27 protein-coding genes are annotated in these 26,017 nt (G+C 76.7%); 10 read left to right on the top strand and 17 right to left on the bottom strand.

Going from position 1 to position 26,017, the window contains the following annotated elements; genetic code table 11:
- On the bottom strand, positions 1-1,057 hold a 1,057-nt coding region (locus BM414_RS22380; protein ID WP_093583100.1), incomplete at its 3' end, for a DUF222 domain-containing protein.
- Between the two features lie 87 nt (positions 1,058-1,144).
- Positions 1,145-2,101 carry an ABC transporter substrate-binding protein gene (locus BM414_RS22375; protein ID WP_093583098.1) on the bottom strand — a complete coding sequence of 319 codons (957 nt, stop codon included), beginning with the start codon at positions 2,099-2,101 and terminating at the stop codon, positions 1,145-1,147.
- Between the two features lie 105 nt (positions 2,102-2,206).
- Between BM414_RS22375 and BM414_RS22370 the strand changes: the two genes are divergently transcribed.
- From BM414_RS22370 to BM414_RS22355, 4 genes are read left to right on the top strand one after another with little or no spacing between them, the layout of a single operon-like run.
- Positions 2,207-3,262: a FecCD family ABC transporter permease gene (locus BM414_RS22370; protein WP_245784910.1), complete on the top strand. Its 1,056-nt coding sequence runs from the start codon at positions 2,207-2,209 to the stop codon at positions 3,260-3,262.
- The gene (locus BM414_RS22365) at positions 3,259-4,344 is read left to right on the top strand and encodes a FecCD family ABC transporter permease (RefSeq protein ID WP_093583096.1); all 1,086 of its coding nucleotides are present in this window, start codon (positions 3,259-3,261) and stop codon (positions 4,342-4,344) included. The genes BM414_RS22370 and BM414_RS22365 overlap by 4 nt, the downstream gene beginning before the upstream one ends.
- Entirely contained in the window at positions 4,341-5,171 is an 831-nt protein-coding gene (locus BM414_RS22360) for an ABC transporter ATP-binding protein (protein WP_245784909.1), read from the top strand. The genes BM414_RS22365 and BM414_RS22360 overlap by 4 nt, the downstream gene beginning before the upstream one ends.
- A gap of 38 nt (positions 5,172-5,209) precedes the next feature.
- On the top strand, positions 5,210-6,202 hold the full coding sequence (locus BM414_RS22355; protein WP_093583094.1) for an aldo/keto reductase: 993 nt from the start codon (positions 5,210-5,212) through the stop codon (positions 6,200-6,202).
- Positions 6,203-6,205: 3 nt separating this feature from the next.
- Here BM414_RS22355 and BM414_RS22350 read toward each other — a convergent pair whose 3' ends face one another.
- Positions 6,206-7,021 carry a PaaX family transcriptional regulator C-terminal domain-containing protein gene (locus BM414_RS22350; RefSeq protein WP_093583092.1) on the bottom strand — a complete coding sequence of 272 codons (816 nt, stop codon included), beginning with the start codon at positions 7,019-7,021 and terminating at the stop codon, positions 6,206-6,208.
- A 62-nt stretch (positions 7,022-7,083) separates the two neighbouring features.
- On the opposite strand from BM414_RS22350, the gene BM414_RS22345 reads away from it, so the two are divergent.
- Positions 7,084-7,449 carry a hypothetical protein gene (locus BM414_RS22345; RefSeq protein WP_093583134.1) on the top strand — a complete coding sequence of 122 codons (366 nt, stop codon included), beginning with the start codon at positions 7,084-7,086 and terminating at the stop codon, positions 7,447-7,449.
- Positions 7,442-7,909 (top strand): hypothetical protein, encoded by a 468-nt coding sequence (locus tag BM414_RS22340; protein ID WP_093583090.1) that lies wholly within the window; start codon positions 7,442-7,444, stop codon positions 7,907-7,909. Before BM414_RS22345 ends, BM414_RS22340 begins: the two co-directional genes overlap by 8 nt.
- Before the next feature lie 4 nt (positions 7,910-7,913).
- Here the strand turns inward: BM414_RS22340 and BM414_RS31490 are convergent, their stop codons facing one another.
- Entirely contained in the window at positions 7,914-8,807 is an 894-nt protein-coding gene (locus tag BM414_RS31490; RefSeq protein ID WP_175551738.1) for a hypothetical protein, read from the bottom strand.
- Positions 8,808-8,991: 184 nt separating this feature from the next.
- Here BM414_RS31490 and BM414_RS22330 point away from each other — a divergent pair, with 184 nt between their 5' ends.
- Positions 8,992-11,331, top strand: coding sequence for a GAF domain-containing SpoIIE family protein phosphatase (locus tag BM414_RS22330; protein ID WP_245784908.1), 2,340 nt, complete (start codon positions 8,992-8,994; stop codon positions 11,329-11,331).
- A gap of 7 nt (positions 11,332-11,338) precedes the next feature.
- Here the strand turns inward: BM414_RS22330 and BM414_RS22325 are convergent, their stop codons facing one another.
- Both BM414_RS22325 and BM414_RS22320 read right to left on the bottom strand, forming a co-directional pair.
- A complete protein-coding gene (locus tag BM414_RS22325) occupies positions 11,339-11,827 on the bottom strand; it encodes a flavin reductase family protein (protein ID WP_245784907.1) in 489 nt (162 codons plus the stop codon).
- A complete protein-coding gene (locus BM414_RS22320; protein WP_245784906.1) occupies positions 11,824-12,768 on the bottom strand; it encodes a hydroxymethylglutaryl-CoA lyase in 945 nt (314 codons plus the stop codon). Before BM414_RS22320 ends, BM414_RS22325 begins: the two co-directional genes overlap by 4 nt.
- A 124-nt stretch (positions 12,769-12,892) precedes the next feature.
- Between BM414_RS22320 and BM414_RS22315 the strand changes: the two genes are divergently transcribed.
- The gene (locus BM414_RS22315; protein ID WP_245784905.1) at positions 12,893-13,789 is read left to right on the top strand and encodes a sensor domain-containing diguanylate cyclase; all 897 of its coding nucleotides are present in this window, start codon (positions 12,893-12,895) and stop codon (positions 13,787-13,789) included.
- A gap of 8 nt (positions 13,790-13,797) precedes the next feature.
- Here BM414_RS22315 and BM414_RS31485 read toward each other — a convergent pair whose 3' ends face one another.
- Positions 13,798-14,463 carry a hypothetical protein gene (locus BM414_RS31485; protein ID WP_093583083.1) on the bottom strand — a complete coding sequence of 222 codons (666 nt, stop codon included), beginning with the start codon at positions 14,461-14,463 and terminating at the stop codon, positions 13,798-13,800.
- 481 nt (positions 14,464-14,944) lie between these two features.
- Here BM414_RS31485 and BM414_RS22305 point away from each other — a divergent pair, with 481 nt between their 5' ends.
- The gene (locus tag BM414_RS22305) at positions 14,945-15,157 is read left to right on the top strand and encodes a hypothetical protein (RefSeq protein WP_093583081.1); all 213 of its coding nucleotides are present in this window, start codon (positions 14,945-14,947) and stop codon (positions 15,155-15,157) included.
- 33 nt (positions 15,158-15,190) lie between these two features.
- Here BM414_RS22305 and pgm read toward each other — a convergent pair whose 3' ends face one another.
- The 8 genes from pgm to BM414_RS22265 all read right to left on the bottom strand — a co-directional run bounded on the left by pgm (position 15,191) and on the right by BM414_RS22265 (position 21,887).
- Positions 15,191-16,825 carry a phosphoglucomutase (alpha-D-glucose-1,6-bisphosphate-dependent) gene (gene pgm / locus BM414_RS22300; RefSeq protein ID WP_093583079.1) on the bottom strand — a complete coding sequence of 545 codons (1,635 nt, stop codon included), beginning with the start codon at positions 16,823-16,825 and terminating at the stop codon, positions 15,191-15,193.
- Positions 16,826-16,868: 43 nt separating this feature from the next.
- Complete coding sequence (gene bluB / locus BM414_RS22295; protein WP_245784904.1) at positions 16,869-18,584, bottom strand: 5,6-dimethylbenzimidazole synthase; 1,716 nt, start codon at positions 18,582-18,584, stop codon at positions 16,869-16,871.
- Positions 18,581-18,898, bottom strand: coding sequence for an MmcQ/YjbR family DNA-binding protein (locus tag BM414_RS22290; RefSeq protein ID WP_093583077.1), 318 nt, complete (start codon positions 18,896-18,898; stop codon positions 18,581-18,583). Before BM414_RS22290 ends, bluB begins: the two co-directional genes overlap by 4 nt.
- A 73-nt stretch (positions 18,899-18,971) precedes the next feature.
- Positions 18,972-19,367 carry a VOC family protein gene (locus tag BM414_RS22285; protein WP_093583075.1) on the bottom strand — a complete coding sequence of 132 codons (396 nt, stop codon included), beginning with the start codon at positions 19,365-19,367 and terminating at the stop codon, positions 18,972-18,974.
- A complete protein-coding gene (locus BM414_RS22280) occupies positions 19,364-20,206 on the bottom strand; it encodes an AraC family transcriptional regulator (RefSeq protein WP_093583073.1) in 843 nt (280 codons plus the stop codon). The genes BM414_RS22285 and BM414_RS22280 overlap by 4 nt, the downstream gene beginning before the upstream one ends.
- 40 nt (positions 20,207-20,246) lie before the next feature.
- Positions 20,247-20,639: a type II toxin-antitoxin system VapC family toxin gene (locus BM414_RS22275; protein WP_093583071.1), complete on the bottom strand. Its 393-nt coding sequence runs from the start codon at positions 20,637-20,639 to the stop codon at positions 20,247-20,249.
- Positions 20,636-20,860 (bottom strand): FitA-like ribbon-helix-helix domain-containing protein, encoded by a 225-nt coding sequence (locus tag BM414_RS22270; RefSeq protein WP_093583126.1) that lies wholly within the window; start codon positions 20,858-20,860, stop codon positions 20,636-20,638. The genes BM414_RS22275 and BM414_RS22270 overlap by 4 nt, the downstream gene beginning before the upstream one ends.
- 181 nt (positions 20,861-21,041) lie before the next feature.
- Positions 21,042-21,887, bottom strand: coding sequence for an alpha/beta fold hydrolase (locus tag BM414_RS22265; protein WP_093583069.1), 846 nt, complete (start codon positions 21,885-21,887; stop codon positions 21,042-21,044).
- A 69-nt stretch (positions 21,888-21,956) separates the two neighbouring features.
- Here BM414_RS22265 and BM414_RS22260 point away from each other — a divergent pair, with 69 nt between their 5' ends.
- Positions 21,957-23,669: a DEAD/DEAH box helicase gene (locus BM414_RS22260; protein WP_093583068.1), complete on the top strand. Its 1,713-nt coding sequence runs from the start codon at positions 21,957-21,959 to the stop codon at positions 23,667-23,669.
- 59 nt (positions 23,670-23,728) lie between these two features.
- Here BM414_RS22260 and BM414_RS22255 read toward each other — a convergent pair whose 3' ends face one another.
- Together BM414_RS22255 and BM414_RS22250 are read right to left on the bottom strand one after the other, a co-directional pair.
- On the bottom strand, positions 23,729-25,222 hold the full coding sequence (locus BM414_RS22255; RefSeq protein WP_093583066.1) for a flotillin family protein: 1,494 nt from the start codon (positions 25,220-25,222) through the stop codon (positions 23,729-23,731).
- Positions 25,219-25,773 (bottom strand): NfeD family protein, encoded by a 555-nt coding sequence (locus tag BM414_RS22250; protein ID WP_093583064.1) that lies wholly within the window; start codon positions 25,771-25,773, stop codon positions 25,219-25,221. The genes BM414_RS22255 and BM414_RS22250 overlap by 4 nt, the downstream gene beginning before the upstream one ends.
- Positions 25,774-26,017: the final 244 nt, after the last annotated feature.

Raw genomic sequence — 26,017 nt, 5'->3', positions numbered from 1 at the left:
CGAGGCGGCGCAGCTGGTCCAGCGTGCTGGTGGCCCGCAGGGCGCCGTCCTCGTCGGTGAGGGCGAGGGTGACCGATCCGCCCGCCGGGGCGCGCACCCCGAGCGCGTCGAGCTGGGCGAGCAGGTCGCGCAGCTGGGCGGCGGTGATCGGCAGGCCGTCGACCTCGCCGGGCTGGTCACTGCGGCCGGCCAGTGCGGCGAGGGTGGCGATGATCTGCAGGTGCGCGGTCACCGGCGGGCGGGTGTCGTCCCAGGGGCGCTGCAGCAGGTCGGCGAACACCAGGGTGCGCAGTTCACCGATGGGCCGCTCGTCGCCGTCGGCCTCGAGCATCCGCGCCAGCTGGTCGACCAGCGCGTGGCAGGCGGCGGCGACGCCGGCGGGCAGATCAGCGGCGAGGGTGGCCATGCCCTCCTGCGGGGACGGGTGGACCCGGACGTCGGACCGCCGCTTTGCCTGCGCCCGCCGCCGGTCGGCGGCCTCGGCGTCCAGCTCGAGCAGCAGCGCCAGGGCGCGCTTCTTCAGCTTGCCGACGGTCAGCTGGGCGGCCTCGGGCAGCAGCCGGGCCTCGACCTGGCGGGCGATCGCGGGGTCGGTGTGCTCCAGCACCTCGACCAGCGTCCGGGCGCGGTACTCGTCCAGCTCCCCGGCGGCCATCGCCGCCCAGGTGGCCGGTAGGTGGGTGCGGTAGGTCCAGGCCCGGTGCGCCAACTGGCTCGCCGCCAGCCGCCCGCAGTTGAGCACCATCGCCAGCTCGGCGGGGAAGAACTCCGACACCCCGGGCAGCTCGGGATCGGGCTTCCACGACCGCGTGCCGGCACCCGGTGTCCCGGGAGCAGGGTCGTCGTCATCGGGACTGTCATCAGCGAGCCCGAGCACGAGCTCGGCCTCATAGGCGGCGGTCCTGGCCTTGATCGCCTGCACCCGCTGCAGCTCGGCGGCCTTCTGCTCACGGGAGAGGAGAGCCACGGGAAGCCGCCGGAAAGGCGCTGGCCGCTCGACCAGCCACCCTGCGAGGGCCCGCTCGATGAGCGACCCGGGACCGGCGACCTCCTGCACGACCCCGAACCTACGGAGGGGTACGACAGTTTCCGCAGGTCAGACGAGCGGCGTCCCGGGGATGCGCTCCCCAGGACCCCGGACGCGTCAGGAGACGGCGGCCTCGATGTCGTCCATCACGAGGTCGGCGGCGATGGGGCCCGAGGCGCTGCTCCACACCGAGCCGTTCACCTCCGTCGTCGCCCCCTCCTGGACCGCCTCCAGTTGGGTGAACGCCGGCTGCGAGCGGGCGGCCTCGAGGGCGCCGGTGCCGTCGGCGCCGAAGGCGGCGAGGAACAGCCGGTCGGCGTCGACCTGGGCGAGGTTCTCCAGCGACAGCGGGTCGCTGTGCGGCCGGTCGCCGAGCTGGGCGGCCTCCACCGGGCCGGCGCCGGCGGACTGCAGCAGCGAGCCGGGCATCAGCGCGGCGTTCATCAGGACCGGCCCGTTGGCCATCCAGCGCAGCACGGTGGCGGTGCCGTCGAGCGAGCCCTCCTCGGCGATCGCCTCGGCGCGCGAGGTCACGTCGTCGAGAGCCGCGGTGAGCTCGTCGTCGGCGCCGAGGGCCTCGGCGTAGGTGTGCAGCGGCTCCTGCCAGTCCCCGCCGGTGGCCGTGTCGGGCACCACGGTGGGCGCGATCGCCGTCAGGGCGTCGTACTGGTCCTGCGCCAGGCCCGCCGAGGCGAGGATGACGTCGGGTTGCGCCTCGAGGATCGCCTCCAGGTTGGGCTCGGAGACCGTCGCGACGATCGGGATGTCCGCGGCGTCCTCGCCGAGGTAGGCCGGCGCGGTGTCCCCGCCCCGGCTGGCCGTGGTGCCCACCGGGGTGACGCCCACGGCGAGGGAGACGTCGAGGGCGGACTCCGCGAGGGTGACGACCCGCTCGGGGTCGGCCGGGACGGTGACGTCGCCGAAGGCGGTGCCGACCGTGCTCTCCTCCGCGGCGGCCTCCGACGTGTCCGTCGCCTCGGACGACCCGCCGCCGCACGCGGTGAGCAGCAGGGCGGTGGCGAGCGTCGCGGTCGGCAGGACCGCGCGGCGGCGGCCTCCGGGAAGGTGGGTCACGGGTGGTGCTCCTCAGATCGGACGGCGCCGTCCGTCGACGCCGGGCCGTAGGTTAGCCTGGCCTAACAACGGCTCCGCACCGGGCGGTCCGGGGGGAGGACCGACGTGGACGACCGGCTCGCGCTGCGTGCCCGCAGCCGCCGTGAGACCGCGCAGGGCACCCCGGCCCCGCCCCGCCGGCTCGCCCGCGGCCTGGCCTGGGGCACCGCGGCGCTGGCCGCCACGGTCCTGGCCAGCCTCCTGTTCGGCGCCGGCGAGGTGGGGCCCGGGCGGGCGCTGGCCGTCCTGGCCGGGGTCGGCGACGACGACGCGCGCTTCGCCGTCCTGCAGCTGCGGGTGCCGCGCACCGTCGTCGCGGTGGCCGTCGGGACGGCGCTCGGCGTCGCCGGCGCGGTGCTGCAGACCGCGGCGCGCAACCCGCTGGCCGAGCCCGGGCTGCTGGGCGTGAGCGCCGGCGCCTCCTTCGCCGTCGTCCTGGTCATCGCCTCCGGCGCCGGCGCGGCCGCCCTCGGCCCGTGGGTCGCCGTCCTCGGCGCCGGGGCGGGGTGCCTGCTCGCCCTGGGCGCGGCCCGGCTGCGCGGCACCGGCGACGACCCGGTGCGGCTGGTCCTCGCCGGCGCGGCCCTGTCCGCGCTGCTGGGCGCCGCGACCTCGATCGTCCTGCTGCTCGACCAGCGCACCGCCGACGAGGTGCGGTTCTGGACGGTCGGCTCGGTGGCCGGCCGCGACCTCGGCACGCTGTCGCAGGTCGGCCCGGTGCTGGCGGCCGGCCTGGCGATCGCGCTGCTGGCGGCCCGCCCCCTCTCGGCCCTGGCCCTCGGCGACACGGTGGCGCAGGGGCTCGGGCACCGCCCGGCCCGGGCGCGCGGCCTGGCCATGGCCGCCGTGGCCCTGCTCGTCGGCGGGTCGGTCGCCGCCGCAGGGCCGATCGCGTTCGTCGGCCTGGTCGTGCCGTTCCTCGCCCGCGCGCTGGTCGGCCCCGACCTCCGGCGGGTCCTCGCCGTGGCGGTCCTGCTCGGGCCCGCGGTCGTGCTGGCCGCCGACGTCGCCTCCCGGCTGCTGGTCCGGCCCTACGAGATGCCGCTGGGCGTGGTCACGGCGCTGATCGGCGCGCCGGTGCTGGTGGCCGTCGTCCGCTCGACCCGGATGCCCTCCCTGTGACCGCGGCAGCTGCCCGGCCCGCACCTCCCCGGCCGGCGGCCCCCCCGGCCCCGCCCGGCACCTGGCGGCTGGCCCACCGGGACCGCTCGCTGCTCGTCGACCGCCGGGCGGCCACCGCCGCAGCGGTCCTGGCCGTGCTGGTCGCCGCCACGGTCGCGGTGGGCCTGGCCCTCGGCACGGCGTCGGTGCCGCTGAACCGGACGCTGCCCGCGGCGTTCGGCGTCGGGGAGGCCCGGGACGTGCTGCTGGTCCAGCAGCTGCGGCTGCCGCGGATCGCCGCGGGGCTGGCCGTCGGGGCCGCGCTCGGCGTCTCCGGCGTGCTGCTGCAGACGCTGGCCCGCAACCGGCTCGCCACCCCCGACACCGTCGGCCTCAACGACGGCGCGACCGCGTTCGCGACCGCGTCGGTGGTGGCGGTGTCCACGAGCATCACGCCGTCGGCCTTCGCGCTCGTGGGGTCGGCGACGGCCGCGGCGCTGGCGCTCGGGCTCGCCGGCGGTGCAGGCCGCCGCGGCTACCGCTTCCTGGTGGTGGGTCTCGGCGTCGGCGCCGCGCTCGGCGCGGTCACCCAGCTGATGCTCGCCCGCGCCCCGATCGACGAGGCCAACCAGGCGTTCCCCTGGAGCGTCGGCAGCCTCAACAGCCGCTCGGCGACGTCGGTGACGGTGCTCGCCGTGGGCCTCGCCGTCGCCCTGCCGGTGGCCGTGGTCCTCGGCCGCCGGCTGCGGCTGCTGCGGCTGGCCGACGCCGTGGTGACCGGCCTCGGCTCGCGGGTGGCCCGGGTCCGGCTGGCCGTCATCGGCACCGCCGTCGTCACGGCGGGCCTGGCGGTGGCGACGGCGGGTCCGCTGGGCCTGGTCGCGCTGCTGGCACCGGAGATCGCCCGCAAGGCCGCCGGGCCGCGCGTGGTGCCGGTGGTCGGCGCGGCCCTCGCCGGGGCGCTGGTGGTGCTCCTGGCCGACCTGCTCGGGCGCACGGTGGCCGCGCCCCTGGAGCTGCCCGCCGGACTGGTCACCGCCGTCGTCGGAGGGCCCTACCTGCTGTGGCTGCTGCTGACCACCCGCACGAGGAGGATGCCGTGAGCCTGCTGGAGGCGCCGGGCACGCAGCCCGCGGTCGAGGCCGCCGACCTGGCGACCGAGGCGCTGGACCTGGGCTACGACGGCACCCGCGTCGTCCACGCCCTCGACCTGCGGCTCCCGCCGGGCCGGGTGACGGCGATCGTCGGGCCCAACGGCTGCGGCAAGTCCACGCTGCTCGGCGCGCTGGCCCGGGTGCACGGCCCGCAGGGCGGAGCGGTGCTGCTCGACGGCCGCGACCTGGCGACCCTGCGCCCCCGCGACGCCGCCCGCCGGATCGGCCTGCTCCCGCAGCAGGCCGACGCCCCCGACGGGCTGACCATCCGCGACCTGGTCCGCTACGGCCGCCACCCGCACCAGGGGCTGCTGCGGCAGTGGTCGCCCGAGGACGCCGCCGCCGTGCACCGCGCGCTGACCGCCGCCGACCTGCTCGAGCTCGCCGACCGGCCGCTGGACACCCTCTCCGGCGGCCAGCGGCAGCGGGCCTGGATCGCCATGGTCGTCGCCCAGGAGACCGCCGTCGTGCTGCTCGACGAGCCGACCTCGGCGCTCGACCTCGGTCACCAGCTCGAGGTGCTCGACCTGGTGCACGACCTGGCGGCGCAGGGCCGCACCGTCGTCCTGGTGCTGCACGACCTGTCCACCGCCTGCCGGCACGCCGACCACCTGGTGGCCATGTGCGAGGGCCGGGTGGTGGCCGAGGGCCCGCCGGCCGACGTCGTCACCCCCGGCCTGGTGCGCGAGCTCTACGGCGTGGAGTCGGTGGTGCTGCGCGACCCGACGTCGGGGACGCCGGTGGTCTGCCCGGTGCGGCGGGTCGGGACGCGCTGACCGGTTCGGCACGACCGGCGCTGGGCAGGAGCGGCGCCATGCAGACACGCACCCTCGGGTCCCTGTCCGTGCCCGCCATGGGGCTCGGCTGCATGGGGATGAGCGAGTTCTACGGGACGGGTGACCAGGCCGAGGCCGAGCGCACCGTCCAGCGGGCCCTCGACCTCGGCGTCACCTTCCTCGACACCGCGGACATGTACGGGCCCTTCACCAACGAGCGGCTCGTCGGCCGCGCGATCGCCGGCCGCCGCGACGAGGTCGTGCTGGCCACCAAGTTCGGCAACGAGCGCGGCGAGGACGGCTCCTTCCGCGGCATCAACGGCCGGCCCGAGTACGTGCGACGGGCGTGCGACGCGTCGCTGCAGCGGCTCGGCGTCGACGTCATCGACCTCTACTACCAGCACCGGGTGGACACCACGGTCCCCGTCGAGGAGACCTGGGGCGCGATCCGCGAGCTGGTCGAGGCGGGCAAGGTCCGCGCCGCCGGCATCTCCGAGGCCGCGCCGGCGACGATCCGCCGCGCGCACGCCGTCCAGCCGGTGACCGCGGTGCAGACCGAGTACTCGCTGTGGAGCCGCGACCCCGAGGAGAACGGCGTCCTGCCCACCTGCGCCGAGCTCGGCATCGGCTTCGTCGCCTACTCGCCGATCGGCCGCGGCTTCCTGTCGGGGCAGATCCGCAGCGTCGACGACCTCGCGCCCGACGACTTCCGCCGGCGCAACCCGCGCTTCCAGGGCGAGGCGTTCGAGCAGAACCTGCGGCTGGTCGACCGGGTCCGCGAGATCGCCGACGAGAAGGGCGTCACCGCCTCGCAGCTGGCGCTCGCGTGGGTCATGGCGCAGAGCGACCGCGGGGGCAACCCGGCCGTCGTCCCGATCCCGGGCACCAAGCGGGTGCACTACCTGGAGGAGAACGCGGCGGCCGCCGACGTCGAGCTCGGCGACGACGACCTGCGCCGCCTCGACGAGGCCGCTCCGGTCGGCGCCGCGGTGGGCGACCGCTACCCCGACATGTCCGGCGTCCACCAGTAGCGACTAGGCGACGGCGGCCCGCGGGGCGACGGCGCCGAGGACGTCGGCGACGTGCGCCCGGGCCGCGGCGGCCAGCCGGGCGCCGCTGTCGGCCCACGCGTCGCGGACGTCGCGCGCGGGCCAGCCCGCCGGCTGCAGGGGAGCGGGCAGCAGCGGGTCCGCGGCGAGCACCGCCCGGAGGTCCGCGCGCAGCCGCAGGTGCAGGGCGAGCGCGGCCGGGCCCTGGGGCACCGTCCCGGCGACGGTGCGCAGCCGGTCGAGCACCCGCGACCACCCGGCGGCCAGCAGGGGGAGGTCCCAGCAGCGCGCGGCCAGGTCGACGTCGGACAGCCGCGGGTCGGCCACGTGCGCGGTGAGCAGGTCCAGCCGGGACGTGCGCTCGCCGGCCAGCTCGGCGTGCACCTCGTCGAGCGCCGAGGGGTGCGGCGACACCCAGGTGGCCGGCGCGAGCGGGCCGAACCCGGCGCGCGCGAGGCCGCGGCGCACCCGCTCGCGAGCCGCCCGGTCGGTCTCCGGGACGCTGTAGACGACCATCCGCCACTGCCCGTCCCACGGGTCCAGCCGCCGCTGGATGCGCTCGCCGCGGGCGGTCACCGACTCGCGCAGCAGCGCCGTCGGGAGGACCAGCGTCTCCCGTCCGCGGCGTGTGGCGCTCAGCCACCCCGCGCGCCGCAGCGCCGCCGCGGCCACCCGGGCGCTGGGCTCGGCGACACCGCACGCGGCCAGCAGCCGGACCAGCGTCTGCAGGGACACCGGGTCGCCGCCGAGGGCGTCCAGGTGCTCGGTGCAGAGGTCCACCACGAGGTCGCGGACGGTCATGCCCCCATCACTACCCCCTGCCCGCAACCGGCTCGCACGGGGAACGCGCGATCATGGGGGCGATGACCCCCTTCCTCGTCTGGTCGGCCACGGCGGTCGCCGTCCTCGTGGCGCTCGCCGGCCTGGCCTCCACGCTCGCCCGCCGGCGGATCGGCCTGCTCCACCTGGCCGGTGCCGCGGTGCTCGAGGTGCTGCTCGTCGTCCAGGCGGTGGTGGCGGGGGCGGCGCTGGCCGGCGGGCAGCGGCCCCCGGAGACGGCGACCTTCACGGGCTACCTCGCCGGCGTCGTCCTGCTGCCGGTGGCCGGCGTGCTGTGGTCGCGGACCGAGCCGAGCCGGTGGGCCGGGACGGTGCTGGCCGTGGCCTCGCTGGTCACCGCCGTGATGATCTGGCGGCTGGTCCAGCTGTGGGAGGCCCCGGGTGCCTGAGCCGGTCGGAAGCGAGCCCGGCGGCACGGCCGCCGGGCCCGGGCGGGTGCTGGTGGCGGTCTACGCCGTGTTCGCGCTGGCGGCCGGGGCGCGGGCCGCGGTGCAGGTGGCGACGAGGTTCGCCGAGGCGCCGGTGGCCTACCTGCTGTCGGCGCTGGCGGCGGCGGTCTACGTGGTGGCCACCGTCGGGCTCGCCCGCGGCGGGCGGGGTGGACGGCGGACGGCCGTCGTCGCCTGCTCCGTCGAGCTGGCCGGCGTGCTGGTGGTGGGCACCCTGTCGCTGCTGGACCGGGCGGCCTTCCCCGACGAGACGGTGTGGTCGGCGTTCGGCCGCGGCTACGGGTTCGTGCCGCTGGTGCTGCCGGTGCTGGGCCTGCTGTGGCTGCGCCACCAGTCCGAGGTGGCGGCCGAGCAGGAGGCCGCCGGGACCGCCCCGGAGGACGGTCCCGGCCGGGCCTGAGCGGTCAGAAGTCGCCGCCCCCGAAGTCGCCGCCGAAGTCCCCGCCCCCGAAGTCGCCGCCGCCGCCGTAGTCCCCGCCGTCGTAGCCGTTGTCGGCCCCACCGGCGAAGTCGGCGCCCGGCTCCCCGCCGTAGCCGCCGTCGCCGGCCGCGTAGTCGCCACCACCGCCGTCCCCGCCGCCATCGCCGCCGTCGCCGCCGCCGTCGGCCCCGGCGCCGTCCTGGTAGCCCTCGGCGTAGGCCTCCTCGTCGCCGCCGCCGAACAGGCCGCCGTCACCGAGACCGGTGTCGAACAGCGCGTCGGCCACGGCGGTCCCGACGACGAGGCCGCCGATGGTGCCGAGCAGGCTGCCGCCGATCGAGCCGCCCAGCCCGCCCATGCCGCCCATCCGCGGCCCGAAGCCACCGCCGTACCCACCGCCGTACCCGGGTCCGTAGCCGCCGCCGTATCCGCCGCCGCCGTGACCGGGTCCGTACCCGCCGCCGCCGTAGCCCGGGCCGTAGCCGGGTCCGCCGCCGTAGCCGCCGAAGGTCCGCTCGAGGAACCCGGGCTGGCGCAGCTCGGCGCGGGTGGCGACCCGGGCGAGGGTCTGCGCGTCGTCGCTGCGCGGGCGCTCGGACGCCGGCACCCCGGCCGCGAGCTGGGTGAGCACCTCCTGCCGCTGCTGCGGGGTGAGCTGGCCGAAGGCCTCGGCGTGCGCCTGCTCGATCTGGTCCGGCGGCGCGGTGCGCAACAGGTAGCGGTAGCGCTCGACCGCCTGCTGGTCGGTCAGCGGCGCGCGGTGCCCGGCCGCCGGCCGGGCAGGCGGGGGCTGCGGCGAGCTGTAGCCGTCGTACCCCCCGTACGCCGAGGGCTCCGGAGCGCGGCGTCGGCCCAGGAGCCGGTCGAGCAGTCCCATGTCGTCTCCCTCCCGAGGTGGTCGGCGTCTGAGGTGCCCTCCTGGGAGCCGGGCACACCTGTCAGGGGGAGGTCACCCTCACGGTCGAGGACAGCCCGCCCGGTACAACCGGTAGATTCGTTGCGTGCGACCGGACGACCGACCGCGAGCGGGGAAGGCACCCCCACCAGGCGTGTTCCCCGGCGTGACCGCTCCCACGGACGCTCCGTCGAGCGACGGCATCCCCCCGCGCACCCGCGCCGCGATGGCCGATGCCACGACCCCTGCCGGGGACCGGGCCGGCGGACGGCAGGCCGGCATCGTCAGCGCCGCCACCACCGTCGTCTCCGAGCACGGCGAGACCCAGTCCGCCTCCACCGCCCTGCCCGCGGTCCTGTCCGACGTCCCGGTCGCGGTGCTGCTCATCGACCAGAAGTCCGGCGCGGTCACCTACGCCAACACCGCGGCGGTCGAGATGGCCGGCAACGTCCGTCTCCCGGTCGACGTCGACACCTGGGGCGCCTCGGCCGGCCTCACCGACCTCGGCGGCGCCCCCCTGGCCCGCACCAGCGGGCCGCTGTCCCTCGTCGCGCAGGGGCTGCCGGTCACCGGCGAGGCGGTGCGGCTCTCGCCCGGGCGCAGCACCGACGAGGAGCGGGCCTCGAGCGGCGAGCACACCGAGAGCCGGCTGCTGTGGGTGACCGGCTTCCCGCTGTCCCAGCCCGGCAGCACCCAGGCACTGTCGCTGGTCGTGCTGCTCGAGGTCGAGAGCGTGGCCGGCACCGCCGACGCCGACGCCGAGCTGCAGGCACTGCGCGAGCGGGCCGTGGTGGCCACCGACATCGCCTTCACGATCACCGACCCCCGCCAGCCGGACAACCCGCTGGTGTGGGTCAACCCCTCGTTCACCCGGATCACCGGGTACTCCTACGAGGAGTCGGTCGGCCGCAACTGCCGCTTCCTGCAGGGCTCGAACACCGACCCGGCCACCGTCGACCAGGTCCGCACCGCCCTGGCCGCGCAGGAGGCGGTCACCGTCACGCTGCTCAACCACCGGCGCGACGGCACGGCGTTCTGGAACCAGCTCGCCGTCAGCCCGGTCTTCGACGGCGAGGGCGAGCTCGTGAGCTTCGTCGGCGTGCAGACCGACGTCACCGAGCGGGTGCGGGTCGAAGGTGAGCGCGAGGCCGCGTTCGCCGCCGAGCAGGCCGCCCGCCAGGAGGCCGAGCTGGCCCGCGCGGTGGCCGAGCAGGCCCGGTCCGACGCCGAGCGGTCGCAGCGCGAGGCCGAGGGCGCCCAGGCCCGGCTCGCGCTCATGGCCGAGGCCACCAGCACGCTGATCGCCACCCTCGACGTCGCCGACCTGCTCGACCGGCTGGTCACCCTGTGCGTGCCGCAGCTGGCCGACTGGGTGGTCGTCACGCTCGTCGACGAGGCCGGTGAGGTCCGCGAGCTGGCCTCCCGCGACCGCGAGCGGCAGCGGACCGACCTGCGCCAGTTCGACGCCGGCCACGCGATGCGGCTGCCGCCCGACTCACCGAGCCAGCGCAGCATCACCACCTCCCGCGCGGTGCTCGTCGAGCACCTGCCCGGCCGGCTGGACGGCGCGATGGCCTCCCCGGTGGCCCAGGAGATCGCCGGGCGGCTGGGGGCGGTGGCGTCGCTGAGCGCGCCGATGGTGGCCCGGCGGCGGACCCGGGGGGCGATCACCCTGGTGCGCAGCTCACCGGAGCGCCCCTTCACGTCCGACGACGTCAGCCTGGTCGAGGACCTCGCCCGGCGGGCCGCCCTCGTCATGGACAACGTGCGCCTGTACCAGCAGGAGCACGCCGTCGCCGACACCCTGCAGCGGTCGCTGCTGCCCGACCTGCCGGACGTCGCGGGCCTGGAGGCGGCCGCGCACTACGTGAGCGCGTCCACCGCCGCCGACGTCGGCGGGGACTTCTACGACCTGCTGCAGCTGCCCGACGGCTCGGTGGGGATGGTGATCGGCGACGTCGCCGGCCACGACGTCGCCGCAGCGGCCGCCATGGGGCACCTGCGCGGCCTGATCCGCGCGTGCCTGTGGGACGCCCCGGACCCGTACCCCAGCACGGTGCTCACCCGCGTCGACCGGCTCGTGCAGGGCCTGCGGGTCGCCTCGCTGGCGACGATGGCCTACCTGCGCGCCGTCCCGCCGGCCGAGCCCGGTGGCAACTGGACCGTGCAGATGGCCAACGCCGGGCACCCACCGGTGGTCCTGCGCTCGCCCGACGGGCAGGTGCGGCCGGTCGACGGCGTCACCGGCCTGCTCGTGGGCGTCGACGTCGACGCCGAGCGGGCCACCCGCACGATGGAGCTGCAGCCCGGCTCGACCGTCCTCGCCTACACCGACGGGCTGGTGGAGTCGCCCGGGTCGGACCTCGACCAGGGCATCGCCGCGCTGGTGGAGCGGCTGGCGGCCACCCCGGCCGACGCCTCTCCGCGCGACCTGTGCGACGCAGCGGTCAGCGGCACCCTGGACGGCCGCGACGACGTCGCGCTCATCGCCGTCCGCTTCCTGTAGGCCGGCGCTAGTCCGCCAGGCCGTAGCCGCCGCGGTGGAACAGCAGCGGCCGGCGCCCGGGCTCGGCACCGAGGTCGAGCACCCGGGCGGCGACGATCGTGTGGTCGCCGCCGTCGTACTCGGCCCACAGCGCGCAGTCGATCCACGCCACGACGCCCTCGAGCACGGGCGAGCCGTGCCTGCTGGGCCGCCAGGAGACCCCGGCGAACTTGTCCGTGCCCGACCGCGCGAACGCGGCCGACAGTCCCGACTGGTCCTCGGCGAGGACGTTCACGCAGAAGCGGCCGATGTCGCGCAGCCGCGGCCAGGTGCTCGACGTGCGGGCCGGCGCCAGCGCCACGAGCGGCGGGTCCAGCGACAGCGAGCTGAAGGACTGGCAGGTGAAGCCGATCGGGCCGTCGTCGGTGTCGGCGGTGACCACGGTGACGCCTGAGGCGAAGTGCCCGAGCACGTCGCGCATGACCCGGGGGTCGACGACGTCCACGGGACCGGTCACGCCGGGTCCCCCACGGCCGACCGCGGCACGGAACGGCCCCCTGCCCGGTGGAGGGAGCTGGGCAGCTCGTGGCCCACCGCGGACTCGGTGACCCGCGCCGCGGCCAGCAGCGCGTCCAGGTCGATCCCGGTGGCGACGTCGCCGTCCTCGAGCCAGTAGACGAGCTCCTCGGTGGCGATGTTGCCGCTGGCGCCCGGCGCGAACGGGCAGCCGCCGAGCCCGCCGATCGAGGCGTCGAGCTGGGTCACCCCGGCCTGGACGGCGGCCAGCGCGTTGGCCTGGCCGGTGCCCCGCGTGTCGTGGAAGTGGACGGCGACCGTCGTCCCGGGACAGGCGCGGCGGACGGCGTGCAGCAGGCGGACCACGCGGGCCGGCGTCGTCGTCCCGATCGTGTCGCCGAGGCACAGCGCGTCGGCGCCGGCGGTGACCGCGGCGCGGCAGACGTCGACGGTGCGGGCGATGGGGGTGGGCCCGTCGAAGGGGCAGTCCCAGGCGGTGGCGACGACGACCTCGAGCGAGCCGCCCGCCCCGTGCGCCAGGGCGGCCACCTCGCCGACGCCCGCGAGCGCCTCCGCGGTCGAGCGGCCGGCGTTGGCGCGGCTGTGCCCGTCGGAGGCCGACACGACCAGCTCGAGGTCGGCGATCCCGGCGTCGACCGCGCGGACGGCACCCCGGGGGTTGGCCACCAGGGCCGACCAGTGCACGCCCGGCCAGCGGGACAGCTCGGCGGCCACCCGGTCCGCGTCGGCCAGCGCCGGCACGGCCTTCGGGGAGACGAACGACGTCACCTCGATGCGGCGCACGCCCGTGGCCACCAGCGCCTCGAGCATCGCCAGCTTGCCCTCGAGGGGGACGGGGGCCTCCAGCTGCAGGCCGTCGCGCATGCCGACCTCGCGGACGTCGACGGCCGTCGGCAGCACCAGGTCGAAGTCAGACGGCACCGGCTGCCCTCCTGTCTGCTCGCCTGGACGGGGGAACCCTGACCATCCTGCCTGTCGTACAGGTTCCACGTGGAACCCATCCGGTAAAGAGTGGGGTGGGTACGACCGGGTTGAGTGGGAGGCGGTGACCGTGGACGTCGGCGAGGCCATGGGCACCCTGCCGCCCCCGGACCTGGGCAGTGCGTTCACCAACTCCCCGATGGGCGTCGCGCTGGCCACTCCCGAGGGAGTGCTGATCGAGGCCAACACCGCGCTCGGCGAGCTGCTCGGCCTGGACTCCGCGGCGATGCGCGGCTCGACGCTGTTCGCCGTCACCCATCCCGAGGACCTGCCCGGCGCGGTCGCCGTCTGCAACGACCTGGGCCCGACCCGCGCGCGCACCCGGCACGAGTGCCGGCTGGTGCGGTCCGACGGCGTCATCGTGCCGGTGCAGGTGACGGCGTCCTGGGTCGACGGCTCGCCGGGCGGCGCACCGCCGCACCTCGTGCTGGTCGTGGAGGACGTCACCGACCGGAAGGCGATGGAGGCCCGGCTGCTGCACCTGTCCGCGCACGACCCGCTCACCGGGCTGCCCAACCGGCTGCTGTTCCACGACCGGCTGCGGCACGCCCTCGACCGGGGGCACCGCGAGCACACGCCGACCTGCGTGCTCGTCCTCGACCTGGACGGGTTCAAGGCGGTCAACGACGAGTTCGGCCACCCCACCGGCGACGCCGTCCTCGTGGCGGTCGCGGGTCACCTGACGTCGGTGCTGCGCGCCAGCGACACGGCGGCACGGCTGGGCGGCGACGAGTTCGCCGTCGTCTGCGAGAACACCGAGCGGGGCGACGCGGAGGTGCTGGCCACCCGGCTGCGCGAGGCGCTCCCCGGGACCCTGACCCTCGGCCCGAGCACCGTGCCCGTGGGCCTGAGCATCGGCATCGGCTCGGTCGACGGCGGGGTCGACCCCGAGGTGGCGCAGGAGGCGGTGGTCCGCGAGGCCGACGCGGCGATGTACGCCGACAAGGCCAGCCGCCGCTGACTCCGCCGTCAGGGGCGGGAGCCCGCCCAGCCCAGCGTCCGTGGCAGCCGCGCGAAGACCGCCGTGATCACCGGCAGCGGGACCGCCAGGACGAGGAAGACGGTGAACCCGACGATGTCGTCGGCATCCTGGCTCGCGGCCCCCACCACGAGGGCGAGGAACAGCACGACGACCGAGGCCAGCGCCGAGGCGAAGAGGACCACGGGGGAGCGCCGGCCCAGCAGCCACGCGGCCCCGGTGATCAGCCCCGCGGCGCAGGGGATGCCCAGCAGCAGCGTGATGGTGATCGGGTCGTCCTCCTCACCGGTGAGCACCGCGACGAGGAGTGCCAGCGAGACCAGCGCGGTCAGCCCGCCGGTGACGAAACCGAGCACGGCCGCGGTCGTCGCCGACCCCGGCCGCCCCGGGCCGTCCGACCAGGCCGGCGGCGCCGGCGGGACCGCCGCCCAGCCCGGGCCGTAGGGACCCGGCTGGCCGTACGGCGGCACCGCGCCGTAGGGCGGCACGGCGCCGTACGGGGGCACCGCACCGTAGGGGGCGGGCTGTCCGTAGGCCGAGGGCCGGGCCTGGGCGGGGGGCAGGCCGTAGGGGGACGGCGCGCCGTACGGCGGGGGCTGCGGGACGGACCCGGGCGGGACGGCGTCCCACTCCTGCTCGTACGGCTGGCCGGTCATGCCCCCAGTCTGCCGACGCCGCGCCTGCTCCCCGGTGCGCGGCCCGCGTGTCCCCACCCGGAAGCGGCAGAGATGGCCATTCCTGCCGCACCCGTGGACGACGCCGGCGGGATCCGTGCAGCCCGGGGCAGTCTCCGTCGATGCCCAGCCCCGCTCACCTGGTGACCGGCGTCTTCATCGGCAGCCACGCGGTGTCCGCCGGCGACCTCACCCCACGGCAGCTGCGGTCGTTCCGCCGTGTGGTCCAGGGTGTCCACGCCGATCCGGCCCTGCCCCTCCACCACCGGCTGCGCTGCGAGGCGGTGGCGCTGCTCCTGCCAGCCGGCGCCGTCCTGGGTGGCAGCTCGGCGGCCGGCTGGCACGGCGCCCCGTGGCCCGCGCCGGGGGACCCGGTCACCGTCCTGCGACCGCCGGACGTCGAGTGGAGGGGACCGCGCGGGGTCCGCGTGCACCGGAGCACCCTCGAGCCGGGCGAGGGCGAGTGGCGGGACGGCGTCCCCGTCACCACGGCTTCGCGGACCGCCTGGGACGCGGCCGCGAGCACCACGTCGACGGCGTCCAGATCGTGCGGGACGGCGAGCGCCACGCGCGGCTCCTGGCGGCCGGGTGGCGGGTCATCCGCCTGGGTGCTGCCGACCTCCGCGCCCCGGACGCCGTCGTCCAGCGGGTCCGCGCAGCGCTCGCCACCTGGTGAGACCGGCAGGAATGGCCATCTCTGCCGCTCGGGTCAGGCGCCGAGGGCGGCGCCGACGACGGCGCGGGCCTCCTGCTGCACGCGGGCGAGGTGCTCGGGGCCCTGGAAGGACTCGGCGTAGACCTTGTAGACGTCCTCGGTCCCCGACGGGCGGGCGGCGAACCAGGCGTTCTCGGTGACCACCTTCAGGCCGCCGATCGCGGCGCCGTTGCCCGGGGCCGCGGTGAGCTTGGCGGTGATCGGCTCGCCGGCCAGCTCGGTGGCGGTGACGTCGGAGGGCGACAGCTTGCCCAGCGCGGCCTTCTGCTCGCGGGTCGCGGGGGCGTCCACCCGCGCGTAGGCCGACTCGCCGTACCGTGCGACCAGGTCCGCGTGCAGCTGCGACGGCGAGCTGCCGGTGACCGCCTGGATCTCGCTGGCCAGCAGCGCCAGCAGGAGGCCGTCCTTGTCCGTCGTCCACACCCCGCCGTCGCGGCGCAGGAACGACGCCCCGGCCGACTCCTCGCCGCCGAAGCCGACCGACCCGTCGAGCAGCCCGGGCACGAACCACTTGAACCCGACCGGCACCTCCACCAGCCGCCGCCCCAGGCCCTCGACCACCCGGTCGACGAGCGAGGACGACACCAGCGTCTTGCCGACGGCGACGTCGGCGGCCCACTCCGGGCGGTGCGCGAACAGATAGGAGATGGCGACGGCGAGGAAGTGGTTGGGGTTCATCAGCCCGGCGTCGGGGGTGACGATCCCGTGCCGGTCGGCGTCGGCGTCGTTGCCCGTGGCGATCGCGAAGTCGGCCCGCTTGCCGATCAGCGAGGCCATTGCCGACGGCGACGAGCAGTCCATCCGGATCTTGCCGTCCCAGTCCAGCGTCATGAACCGCCACGTGGGATCGACCAGCGGGTTGACCACGGTGAGGTCGAGGCGGTGCCGCTCGGCGATCGCGCCCCAGTAGTCGACGCTCGCGCCGCCCAGCGGGTCGGCGCCGATGCGCACGCCGGCCGACCGGATCGCGTCGAGGTCGAGCACCGACGGCAGGTCGTCGACGTAGGTGCCCACGAAGTCGTAGCGGTGCGCGGCGGCGTGCGCGCGGGGGAAGGGGATCCGGCGCACGCCGTCGAGCCCGGAGGCGAGCAGCTCGTTGGCCCGGGCGGCGATGACCGAGGTCGCGTCGGTGTCGGCCGGGCCGCCCGACGGCGGGTTGTACTTGAAGCCGCCGTCGCGGGGCGGGTTGTGCGACGGGGTGACGACGATGCCGTCGGCCAGGCCGTTGCTGCGCCCCCGGTTGGCGGCGAGGATCGCGTGGCTGACCGCCGGCGTGGGCGTGTACCGGCCGGCGGCGTCGACCAGCACGGTCACGTCGTTGGTGGCCAGCACCTCCAGCGCGCTGGCCCACGCCGGCTCCGACAGCGCGTGGGTGTCCCGGCCGAGGAACAGCGGCCCGTCGTACCCCTGGGCCGCCCGGTACTCGCAGATGGCCTGCGTGGTGGCCAGGATGTGCGCCTCGTTGAACGCGGTGTCGAACGACGACCCACGGTGACCCGAGGTCCCGAAGGACACCCGCTGCGCCGGCTCGGCCGGATCGGGCACCAGGGTGTAGTACGCGGTCACCAGCGAGGCGACGTCGACCAGGTCGGCGGGGGAGGCCGGCTGGCCGGCGCGGGGATCGGTCACGCCCGTGATCCTGGCCTGACCGGCCCCCTGACGGCGACCGGGGTCACCCGGTGCGGGCGGTCGTGCGGCGCACCCGCAGGCCGTCGAGCAGCAGCCCGGCGGCCAGCGCCGCGCCCGCGCCCTCCCCGGCGCGCAGCCGCAGGTCCAGCAGCGGCTCGAGTCCGAGGGCCTGCAGCACGAGGTCGTGGCCGCGCTCGCGGCTGCGCTGGCCGGCCACCAGGCAGGCCTGCGCGCCCGGCTCGAGCAGCACGGCGGCCAGTGCGGCCACCGAGACGGCGAACCCGTCCAGGACGACGGGCGTGCGCGCCTCCGCGGCGCCCAGCACCGCGCCGGTGAGGACGGCGAGCTCCGGCCCGCCGAGCTCGGCCAGCGCCCGCGCGGGACCGAGGCCGGTCCCGGCCCGGGCCAGGGCGGCGGCCACCACCGACCGCTTGCGCTCCAGCACCTCGCTGTCGGCGCCCGAGCCCAGCCCGGTGACGTCGGCGGGGTCGGCACCGAGCAGCCCGGCAGCGAGCGCGGCGGCGACGGTCGTGTTGCCCACGCCCACCTCGCCGAGGGCCAGCAGGCCGTCCTGCGCGGCGCCGAGCGCCCGGCCGGCGTCCAGCAGCCGCCCGACGTCGGCGGGGGTGAGCGCGGGGGCGGAGGTCAGGTCGCCGCGGGGGCCGGCCGGGCGGGCGTCGACCGCGCCGGGGAGCGGGTCGCCGGCCACCCCGGCGTCGACGACGACGGTCGCGAGCCCCGCCGCCGCGGCGGCCGTGGCGCCGACCGAGGTGCCGGCCAGCGCCGCGCGGACGACGTCGCGGGTGACGTGCCCGCCGTAGGCCGAGACGCCGCGCGCCGCGACCGGGTGGTCGGCGGCGGCGAGCACGAGCGTGCCGCCGGTGACCGCGCCGCGGCCGAGCGCCACCACGCGGTCCACGGCGCGGTCGAGCACGCCGAGCGAGCCGGGCGGGGTGAGCAGCCGGTCGGCCTCGTCGCGGGCGCCCACCACCGCCTGCCGGCCGGGGGCGCGCAGGTGCGAGGGGGGCGCCGCGGGGCCGCCGTCGTCGACCGGCCAGCGGTCCTCCACGACGACGGCGTCCAGCGGCAGCCGCCGCGACCAGCCGGCCCGCTCCAGGCCGGGCGCGGGCGGGCGCTCGTCGGGCCAGCCCAGGCACAGCCAGCCGAGGGTGGCCACGCCGTCGGGCAGCCCGACCAGCCCGGCGAGCTCCTCGGGGCGGAACAGCGTCACCCAGCCCATGCCCAGGCCCTCGGCGCGGGCGGCCAGCCACAGGTTCTGGATGGCCGCGGCACAGCTCCACAGGTCGGCGTCGGGGAAGGTGGCCCGGCCGAGCACCCCGGCCGCGGGCGTGCGCCGGTCGCAGCAGACGACGATCCCCAGCGGCGCCTCGCGCACGCCCTCCAGCTGCAGGTCCAGCAACCGGCGGGCGGCGTCGGGCTCCATCTGCGCGGCCTGGCGCAGCCGCTCCCGGTCGGTGAGGACGGCGGCGCGGTCGCGGACGGCCGCGTCCCGCACGACGACGAACCGCCACGGCTGGCTGTGCCCCACCGACGGTGCGGCGTGCCCGGCGGCGAGGACCCGCCGCAGGACGTCGTCGGGGACCGGGTCGGGGCGGTAGCGGCGGACGTCGCGGCGCGCGGCGACCACGGCGTAGAGGCCGTCGGCCTCCTCCGGCATCGCCCACGCGGCGGGGTCGCCGGCGCGCTGGGCGGCCGAGGTGGCGTCGCCGATGACCGGGACGGGACGCGGGTAGCTCACGGGCGGTCCCGGCGCAGCCGGGCGGGCGCGCGCCGGGTCCACGCCTCCTCCAGCAGGTCGCCGACGAGCGCCTCGTCGGCCGCCGCGAGGTCCACCCGGACGCCGGACAGGCGCTCGCCCCACCACAGCAGCGAGACCGCGCCGCCCTCGGCCGCGCGCGCCTCCGACTCCCCGAGCATGACGTTGAGGATGCCCGGTGCCCACAGCGTGGCGAGCACCGTGGTCCCGAGCCGGAACGACGGGCGGCCGTGGTGGTCGGCCTCGGTCACCTCCGGGAGGGCGAGGGCGAGCGCGCGGACCTGCTCCTCGGTCACGCTGCCTCCTCGCCGGCGCTCGTCGGCATCGTGCCCGGCGGTGCCGTACCCCTGCGTGACCTCGCCAGCTCGGTCACGTCCGCGGGGCCCCCCGGTAGTCGCCCACGCTCCAGCTGTTGCCCTCGGGGTCGCGGACGGTGAACTCCCGGCCGCCGTGCCCCGGCTCGCCGAGCGGCCGCTGCACGTCGGCGCCGGCGGCCTGCACGCGCTTCCACACGGTCTCGACGTCGTCGGTGACGAGGTAGGCGCCGGTGGCGCCGGGCCGGACCGACCAGCCGCCGTCGTCGCGGACCGAGCCGAGCATGACCCCGCCGCCGGGCGGCCAGGCGAGCTCGGCGTGGACGACCAGGTCGCCGTCGGGGACGACGAGGGTCTCCTCGAAGCCGAGGGCGTCGACCAGCCAGCGAATGAGGGCGGGGGCGTCGGCGGCGGGGAAGGCGGGCCAGACGGTGGGTGCGGGAGGAGTCATGCCGCCGAGCCTGGCCCGACCGCCGGGACGCGGTCTTGGACGAATCCGAACTCCGCCGCCAGCCAGCGCAGTGGCGAGAGCCCGGTGAACGCGCGCCACTCACGGGTCAGGTGGGCCTGGTCGGCGTAGCCGCCGGTCGCCGCGAGGCCGGCGAGGTCGGGGCGGGAGCGCACGGCCAGTGCCCGGCGGGCGCGGTCGAAGCGGGCCACCCGGGCCGCCTCCTTGGGCGCCAGCCCGGTCTCGGCGCGGAACCGGTTGGTCAGGTGCCGCTCGGACCAGCCGACGCGGCGGGCGATCTCGCCGACCCGCACCCGCCCGCCGCCGGCGAGGGTCAGCCGCCACGCCTCGGCGACCTCGGGCGCGGGGTCGCCGGCCGGTCCGGCCGCCCGTCGCAGGACGTCCTCGGCGGCGGCGAAGCGGGCCGGCCAGCCGTCGGCGGCGCGGACCCGGTCGACCAGCTCGGTGCCGACGGCGCCCAGCACGTCGACGAGGTCGACGTCGAGCCCGGCGAGCTCCCCGGCGGGCACGCCGAGCAGCCGGCGGGCGCCGAGCGGGGACAGCGAGAACTGGATGCCGGTCTGCCGGCCGGGGTGCCGGATCAGCGCCGGGGTGGTGTGCAGGCCGCCGAGGAGCGCGTCGTAGCGGCCGGGGGCCTGGGCGGGGTCGGGGTGGGCGGTGACGTCGAGCGGCTCGCCGAGCGTCACGACCAGCGTGAGCGTGGGGGAGGGCAGCCCGCGGTGCGTCCCCGGGGCGAGACCCTCCTGCCGGTAGCCCACGGCGTCGGCGACCAGCCCGCGCAGCGCGGCGTGCGGCCGGTGCACGACGAACTCGCTGGTCACCCGATCAGGATGGCAGCGGCGGGACTCGTCCGGGAGGACGTCAGCGCAGCAGGTCGACGGTGCACCGCAATCCGGGCGCTCGTGACAGCCGTCGGTCAGCGGTGACCAGGGGCACGTCGAGGAGTTCGGCGAGCGCCACGTACTGGGCGTCGTAGGCAGTCACCGAGTCGCGGAGCTGCCAGGCCCGCGCCAGCAACGGCAGGTGGGGGTACCGCTCCACCGCCAGTTCGCTCCAGTCCTGCAGGGCGACGGCACCCCGCTCGGCAGTGAGGCGGCCGGCCAGGACGCCACGGCGGACCACGGACAGCACCTCGACGTCCGCGAGCGCCGGGACGTGCACGTCCGAGGCGAGGAGCCGCTCACGAGCCAGAGCCCCGGATCCGCCCTCATCGACCAGCGCGGGGGCCAGTACCGAGGCATCCGCGACGATCACGGTGTGTCCGGCCGCTCCGCTGACACGGCCGCGACCGCCTCGTCGAAGGACAACCGTCCACCCCTCCGCGCCGCACGCGCCAGCACCTCGGCCTTGCTGGGCCGCGCCGCTACGGCCTGGAGCTCACGGAGCACGTACTCGGAGAGGCTCAGTCCACTCTCCAGCGCCCGGTTCCTGAGGACCGCATGGAGATCGTCCGGCACGTTCCGGACCTGCAGCATCTTCGGCACCCCGACACCGTACATGCATTGGACATGTCTGCGCATGTTCGGCACATGCGATGGACGTCGTCGGGTACCAGCATGGGAGGTCGGTCCCACCGGGAGTGTCACGCCTTCGCGCCTGCCGGCTCCGCGCGTGTCCGGAGGGGCTGAGCGTCGACTGCGTCGAGGCTCGGCACCGTCACTCGACTGCGTCGAGGAAGCGGCGCAGCGTCTCGACGAAGACCTCCGGCTGCTCGGAGTGCACCCAGTGGCCGGCGTGCTTGACCTTCACCAGCCGGGTCGAGGGGAACAGCTCGTCCATCCGGGCGCGGTCCTCGGGCAGCACGTAGTGGCTGTTCGCGCCCGCGACCCAGAGCACCGGGCCGTCGAACGTGGCACCCGGCGGCGGGTCGGGGAAGCCGCGCAGCTCGCCGAGGTCGCGCTCGAGCGTCTCCAGGTTCAGCCGCCACCGCCACCGCCCGGACCCGACGCCCTCGCGGACCAGGCTCTGCAGCAGGAACGACCGCACCATCGTGCTGGGCACCGCCTCGCGCAGCGCCCGGTCGGCGTCCTCCCGGGTGCGCAGCGCGCCGAGGTCCACGGCCCGCATCGCGGCGATGTAGGCCGCGAAGGGGGAGGCCTCCTCGTGCGGGTCGTCGGTGCGCCCGCCGGTGAGGGGGTACTCGACCGGGGCGATGTCGACGACGACCAGCGCACGCAGCAGCTCGGGCCGGCGCAGCGCCAGCGTCATCGCCACCTTGCCGCCCATCGAGTGCCCGACCAGCGTCGCCGGCTCGCCGAAGGACTCGAGCTCCGCGGCGACCAGCTCGGCCATGTCCTCGTAGTCGACCCGCTCGGTCCACGGCGAGTGCCCGTGGTTGGGCAGGTCGAGCAGCGTCACCCGGTGCCCGTCGGCCAGCCCCTTCGCCGCCGTCGTCCAGTTCTTGCCCTGGCCGAACAGGCCGTGGACGAACACGACCCGGGGTCCGGTCTCGCCGACGGTCCGCGAGGCCAGCCGCTCGTCGGAGGGCGCATCGGCGGTCACCCGGCGATTCCACCAGATCCCCGGCCCCCGGCCACCTACCGTGCCGGGGACGACGGGGGAGGTCCCACCATGCCCGGACGGCGCCGCGCCGCCAGCACCACTCCGAAGCGACGGACGGCGACCCGCCGCCGCTCGCCGGCCCGGAAGCCCGCCGTCCCGGACCTGCCCACCGCAGGCCCCGGCGAGCGGGTGTGGGTCCTCGCCGTCCCGTTCCGCGCCCCGGCGCCCGGCGCGGTGTGGCACGCCGGCCTGCAGGCACACGTGTGGGTCGGCGCGGAGCTGCCCCCGGCGCTGGCGCCCTACGACCCGCCGCCGTACACCCTCGAGCGCTTCCTCGAGGACGAGCTCAACGAGACCCCGCGCCCGCTGCCGGAGGCGCTGCCGATGGTGCCGCGCGAGGAGCAGTGCACCGGCGCCGAGGCCGTCGTCGCCTCCGCCGCGGCCGGGCACCGCGTGTTCCTCCTCGGCGACGACCCCGGCGTCGGCAAGACCGGCACCGCCGTGATGGCCGCGCGGGAGATCTGCCAGCTGCGCGGCGGCGAGCGCGTGCTCGTCGTCGCCGACCGCCCGGCGGCGATCACCATCCCGCACTGGACCCGCTCGATCGCCGGCTTCGGCGACGGCGGCCTGCGCTGGTGCGTGACCACCTGGGACCGGCTGGCGAAGGTCGCGGAGCTCCGGTTCGACGTCGTGATCGCCGACGAGGCGCACATGGTCCGGCACACGACGACGCAGCGGTGGAAGCACTGGAAGGCCGTCTCCGGGGGTGCCCGGGCGAAGGACGTCCCGTTCGTCGTCGCCGCCACCGCGACGCCCGCGCACACGCCGCTGGAGCTGCCCTACCTCGCGCCGCAGTTCGCCCAGCGGCACGACGAGCCGCTGCGCGCCTGGGCCGACCTCCCGGCGCGGCTCGCCGAGCACGGGTTCCACGTGGAACGCGGCCGCTACGGCTGGTCGTGGACCGAGGACCCCGACCAGCGCCGCACCGACCTCGCCCGGCTGCAGGGCTGGCTCGCCGGCGGCGACCCGCCCGCGACCCTGCACCGCTCCGCGCCGTGGGGCCCGGTGTCGGTGACCGGGACGCCGGTGGCGCTCACCCCCGCCGAGCAGTCCGCCTACGCGTCGGAGTGGCAGGAGTTCCGCGCCGAGATGCAGCTGGCCCGCAAGGCCCGGCAGAGCGCCCGCGGCCGGGCCGCGCTGCTGCGGTTCCGGCAGAAGGCGGGGCTGATCCGCGCGCAGGCCACCGTGGACTGGGCGCGCGCCCAGGTCGAGGCCGAGCGCCAGGTGGCGGTGTCGGTCGAGTTCGTCGAGACGGCGGCCGACCCGATCCGTGAGGCGCTGCTGGACTCCGGCGTCGCCGTCGCCTCGATCTACGGCCGCGACCGGTTCGACGTCGAGGCCGAGCGGCTGCGCTTCCAGACCGGCGCCGCCCCGGTGTGCGTGTTCACCGTGACCGCGTCGATCAGCCTGCACGCCGGCGAGCTGCTGCCCGGCGGCACCACCGCCTCGACGACGCCGCGGGTGGGCCTGTTCCACCAGCCGCGCTTCTCCGGCATCCAGGCCCGCCAGGTCACCGGCCGCACCCACCGCGACGGGCAGGTCTCGCCCTGGCGGGTCGCCTTCGCCGAGGGCACGGTCGAGGAGCAGGTGGCCCGGGTGATGGTGGAGCGGCTGGCGGTCAGCGGGTCGACGGCGGGCGCGGACACCTCCTCGCTGCAGGAGATCGCCGAGCTGCTCGATGCCGACTGGCTGCCGCCCGCGGCCCTCAGCGACACCGGCTGAGCCTCACCTGCCCCGCGGCGTCCGGCCGTCGGTGGCGCCGTCGCCGTTCCCGTCGGCGGTCACCGGGATCCGGGTGACGCCCTCGGCGCCGGCCGGGGTCCCGACAGGCGGCGCAGCAGCGCGGCGACGTCGAGACCGGTCAGGTCCCCGGACAGCTGCAGCCCCTGGGCCACGTTGCTCGCCACCGACCGGCTCAGCGCGCTCGCGCCGTCGGCGGAGATCACCGTCATCTTGTCCACGGCCGACAGCGGGGCCGACGCCGCGCCGACGACCTCGGGCAGCACCTTGACCAGCAGGTCCAGGATCGCCGCCTCGCCGTAGCGCTCGAAGGCCTCGGCGCGGGCGTCCATGGCGGTCGCCTCCGCCTGACCGCGGGCCAGGATCGCGGCGGCCTCGGCGGAACCCTCGCGCTCCACGGCGTCGGCCACGGCCTGGCGGCGCAGCTTCTCGGCCTCGCCCCGCTTGGCGCCCTCGATCGCCTCGGCCTCCGCGAGTGCCGACCGGCGCGCCCGCTCACCCTCGCCGGAGAGCCTGGCCTGCTCGGCCGCGGCCTGCGCGGCGGCGATCGTCGCCTGACGGTCGGCCTCCGCGGTGAGGATGGCGGCGTTCTTGCGGGCCTCGGCCTCCTGCTCGACCTTGTACCGCTGGGCGTCGGCGGGCCGGCGGACCTGGGTGTCGAGCTGCCGCTCGGTCAGGGCCGCGGTGCGCACGGCGACCTTCTCCTGCTCACTGAGGATGGCCTGGTCCTGCGCGGCCTGCGCCAGCGGTCCGGCCGCGGCGGCCCTGGCCGAGGCGGCGTCGGTCTCGGCGCTGATCTCGGCCTGCCGCAGGGCCAGCTGCCGCTGCGCCACCGCGATCGCCTCGTCGGCGAGCAGCTGCTCCTGCTGCGCGGCCTGGCGGGCGCGCGCCTCGGCGATCGACGCCTCCTTCAACACCCGGGCGGCCTCGGGGCGGCCGAGGTCGGCGAGGTAGGTGCCCTCGGCCTGGATGTCCTGCAGCTGGAAGGTGTCGAGCACCAGGCCCTGGCCGGTCAGCGAGGACTCGGCCTCCTCGGCGACGGCGGAGGCGAAGGCGGCGCGGTCGCGGATGATCTCCTCGATCGTCAGCCGGCCCACGATGGAGCGCAGCGCGCCGGCGAGCACCTCCGAGGTGAAGGTGTCGATGCCCTGCTGCTGGTTGAGGAACCGCTGGGCGGCGGCCCGGATGGCGCCCTCGCTGCCGCCGACCTTGACGATCGCGACGCCCTCGAGGTCGCACTTGACGCCCTGCTTGGAGACCGCGCCCCGGATGCCGACCGGGATCCGCCGGCTGGACAGGTCCATGGTGTGCAGCTTCTGGACCACCGGGAGCACGAAGACGCTGGCACCCATGACCACCTTCTGGCCCGAGCTGTCCCGCGAGACGATCCCGGTCGAGTCGGTGACCTGCCGGCCCTGGCGGCCGGTGACGATGAAGGCCTGGTTCGGCCCGGCCACCTTGATCCGGCTGAGGACGAACAGCACCAGCACGATGACGAGGACGACGATGCCGCCCACGGCGATCACGAGGGTCATGCGGGGTCTCCGGGGTCTGGGAGGGGATCCGGTGCGGTCGAGACGACGTGGACGGCGGTCTCGCTGAGCGCCTCGACGACGTAGACGGGGGTGCCGGCCCGCAGCGGGGCGTCGCTGCGGGCGGCGTACTTCAGCCCCTGGCCGGCGAGGTCGAGCCGGACCTCGCCGAACCCGCCGGCCGGCACCGCGGACACGACGACGCCCTGCGCGCCGGCCAGGTGGTGGCAGGTCAGGGTCTCGGTGGTGGGCATGTCTCGCAGCGCGCGGGACAGGCGGTAGGCCCCCCACGCCAGCGGGACGGCGACGACGACGCCCACGAGCAGGGCGACGAGCACGGTGAGAGACGTCGGCAGGCTCGCGGGCACCAGGGCCGTGGCCGCCGCCCCGCCGAAGCCCGCGCCGCCCAGCAGCGCGGCGACCACCTCCAGCGAGACAGGCCCGTCGGCGTCCGCGGCACCGAGGTGCGCGATCTCGCCGACGACCAGGGACAGCACCAGCAGCGCGACGCCGATCCCGCCCACGACCAGGAACGCGGTGGCGACGGCGCTCACGGTCCTCCCCTGAAGTCCTCGTCGGAGCCTGCAGACTCACAGCCGCGGACGCGGTGATCAACCGGTTCGGGGACGGGGCCGTGCCGGTTCACCCGGACGGTGCGCCGCCGAGGTGCCGAACGCGGCGTGCGCACCCCGCTGACCTGCCGCCCGTGATCTCGGTCGCGGTCGCGGGTACCGCCGTCCTCGCCGCCCTCGCCGTCTTCCAGCTGGCGCTCATCGCCGGCGCACCGCTCGGCCGGTT

Origin of the sequence: Geodermatophilus amargosae, from assembly GCF_900116515.1 — a bacterium.
GTDB lineage: Bacteria > Actinomycetota > Actinomycetes > Mycobacteriales > Geodermatophilaceae > Geodermatophilus > Geodermatophilus amargosae.
This window is presented reverse-complemented; position numbering and strand designations above follow the sequence as displayed.

Excerpts from the sequence above, each read along its gene's own strand:
- BM414_RS22355 (WP_093583094.1), top strand. The coding sequence starts at position 5,210 with ATGCAGACACGCACCCTCGGGTCCCTGTCCGTGCCCGCCATGGGGCTC.
- BM414_RS22350 (WP_093583092.1), bottom strand. The coding sequence starts at position 7,021 with ATGACCGTCCGCGACCTCGTGGTGGACCTCTGCACCGAGCACCTGGAC.
- BM414_RS22345 (WP_093583134.1), top strand. The coding sequence starts at position 7,084 with ATGACCCCCTTCCTCGTCTGGTCGGCCACGGCGGTCGCCGTCCTCGTG.
- BM414_RS31490 (WP_175551738.1), bottom strand. The coding sequence starts at position 8,807 with ATGGGACTGCTCGACCGGCTCCTGGGCCGACGCCGCGCTCCGGAGCCC.
- BM414_RS31485 (WP_093583083.1), bottom strand. The coding sequence starts at position 14,463 with ATGACCGGCCAGCCGTACGAGCAGGAGTGGGACGCCGTCCCGCCCGGG.
- BM414_RS22285 (WP_093583075.1), bottom strand. The coding sequence starts at position 19,367 with ATGACTCCTCCCGCACCCACCGTCTGGCCCGCCTTCCCCGCCGCCGAC.
- BM414_RS22270 (WP_093583126.1), bottom strand. The coding sequence starts at position 20,860 with ATGCTGCAGGTCCGGAACGTGCCGGACGATCTCCATGCGGTCCTCAGG.
- BM414_RS22260 (WP_093583068.1), top strand. The coding sequence starts at position 21,957 with ATGCCCGGACGGCGCCGCGCCGCCAGCACCACTCCGAAGCGACGGACG.
- BM414_RS22255 (WP_093583066.1), bottom strand. The coding sequence starts at position 25,222 with ATGACCCTCGTGATCGCCGTGGGCGGCATCGTCGTCCTCGTCATCGTG.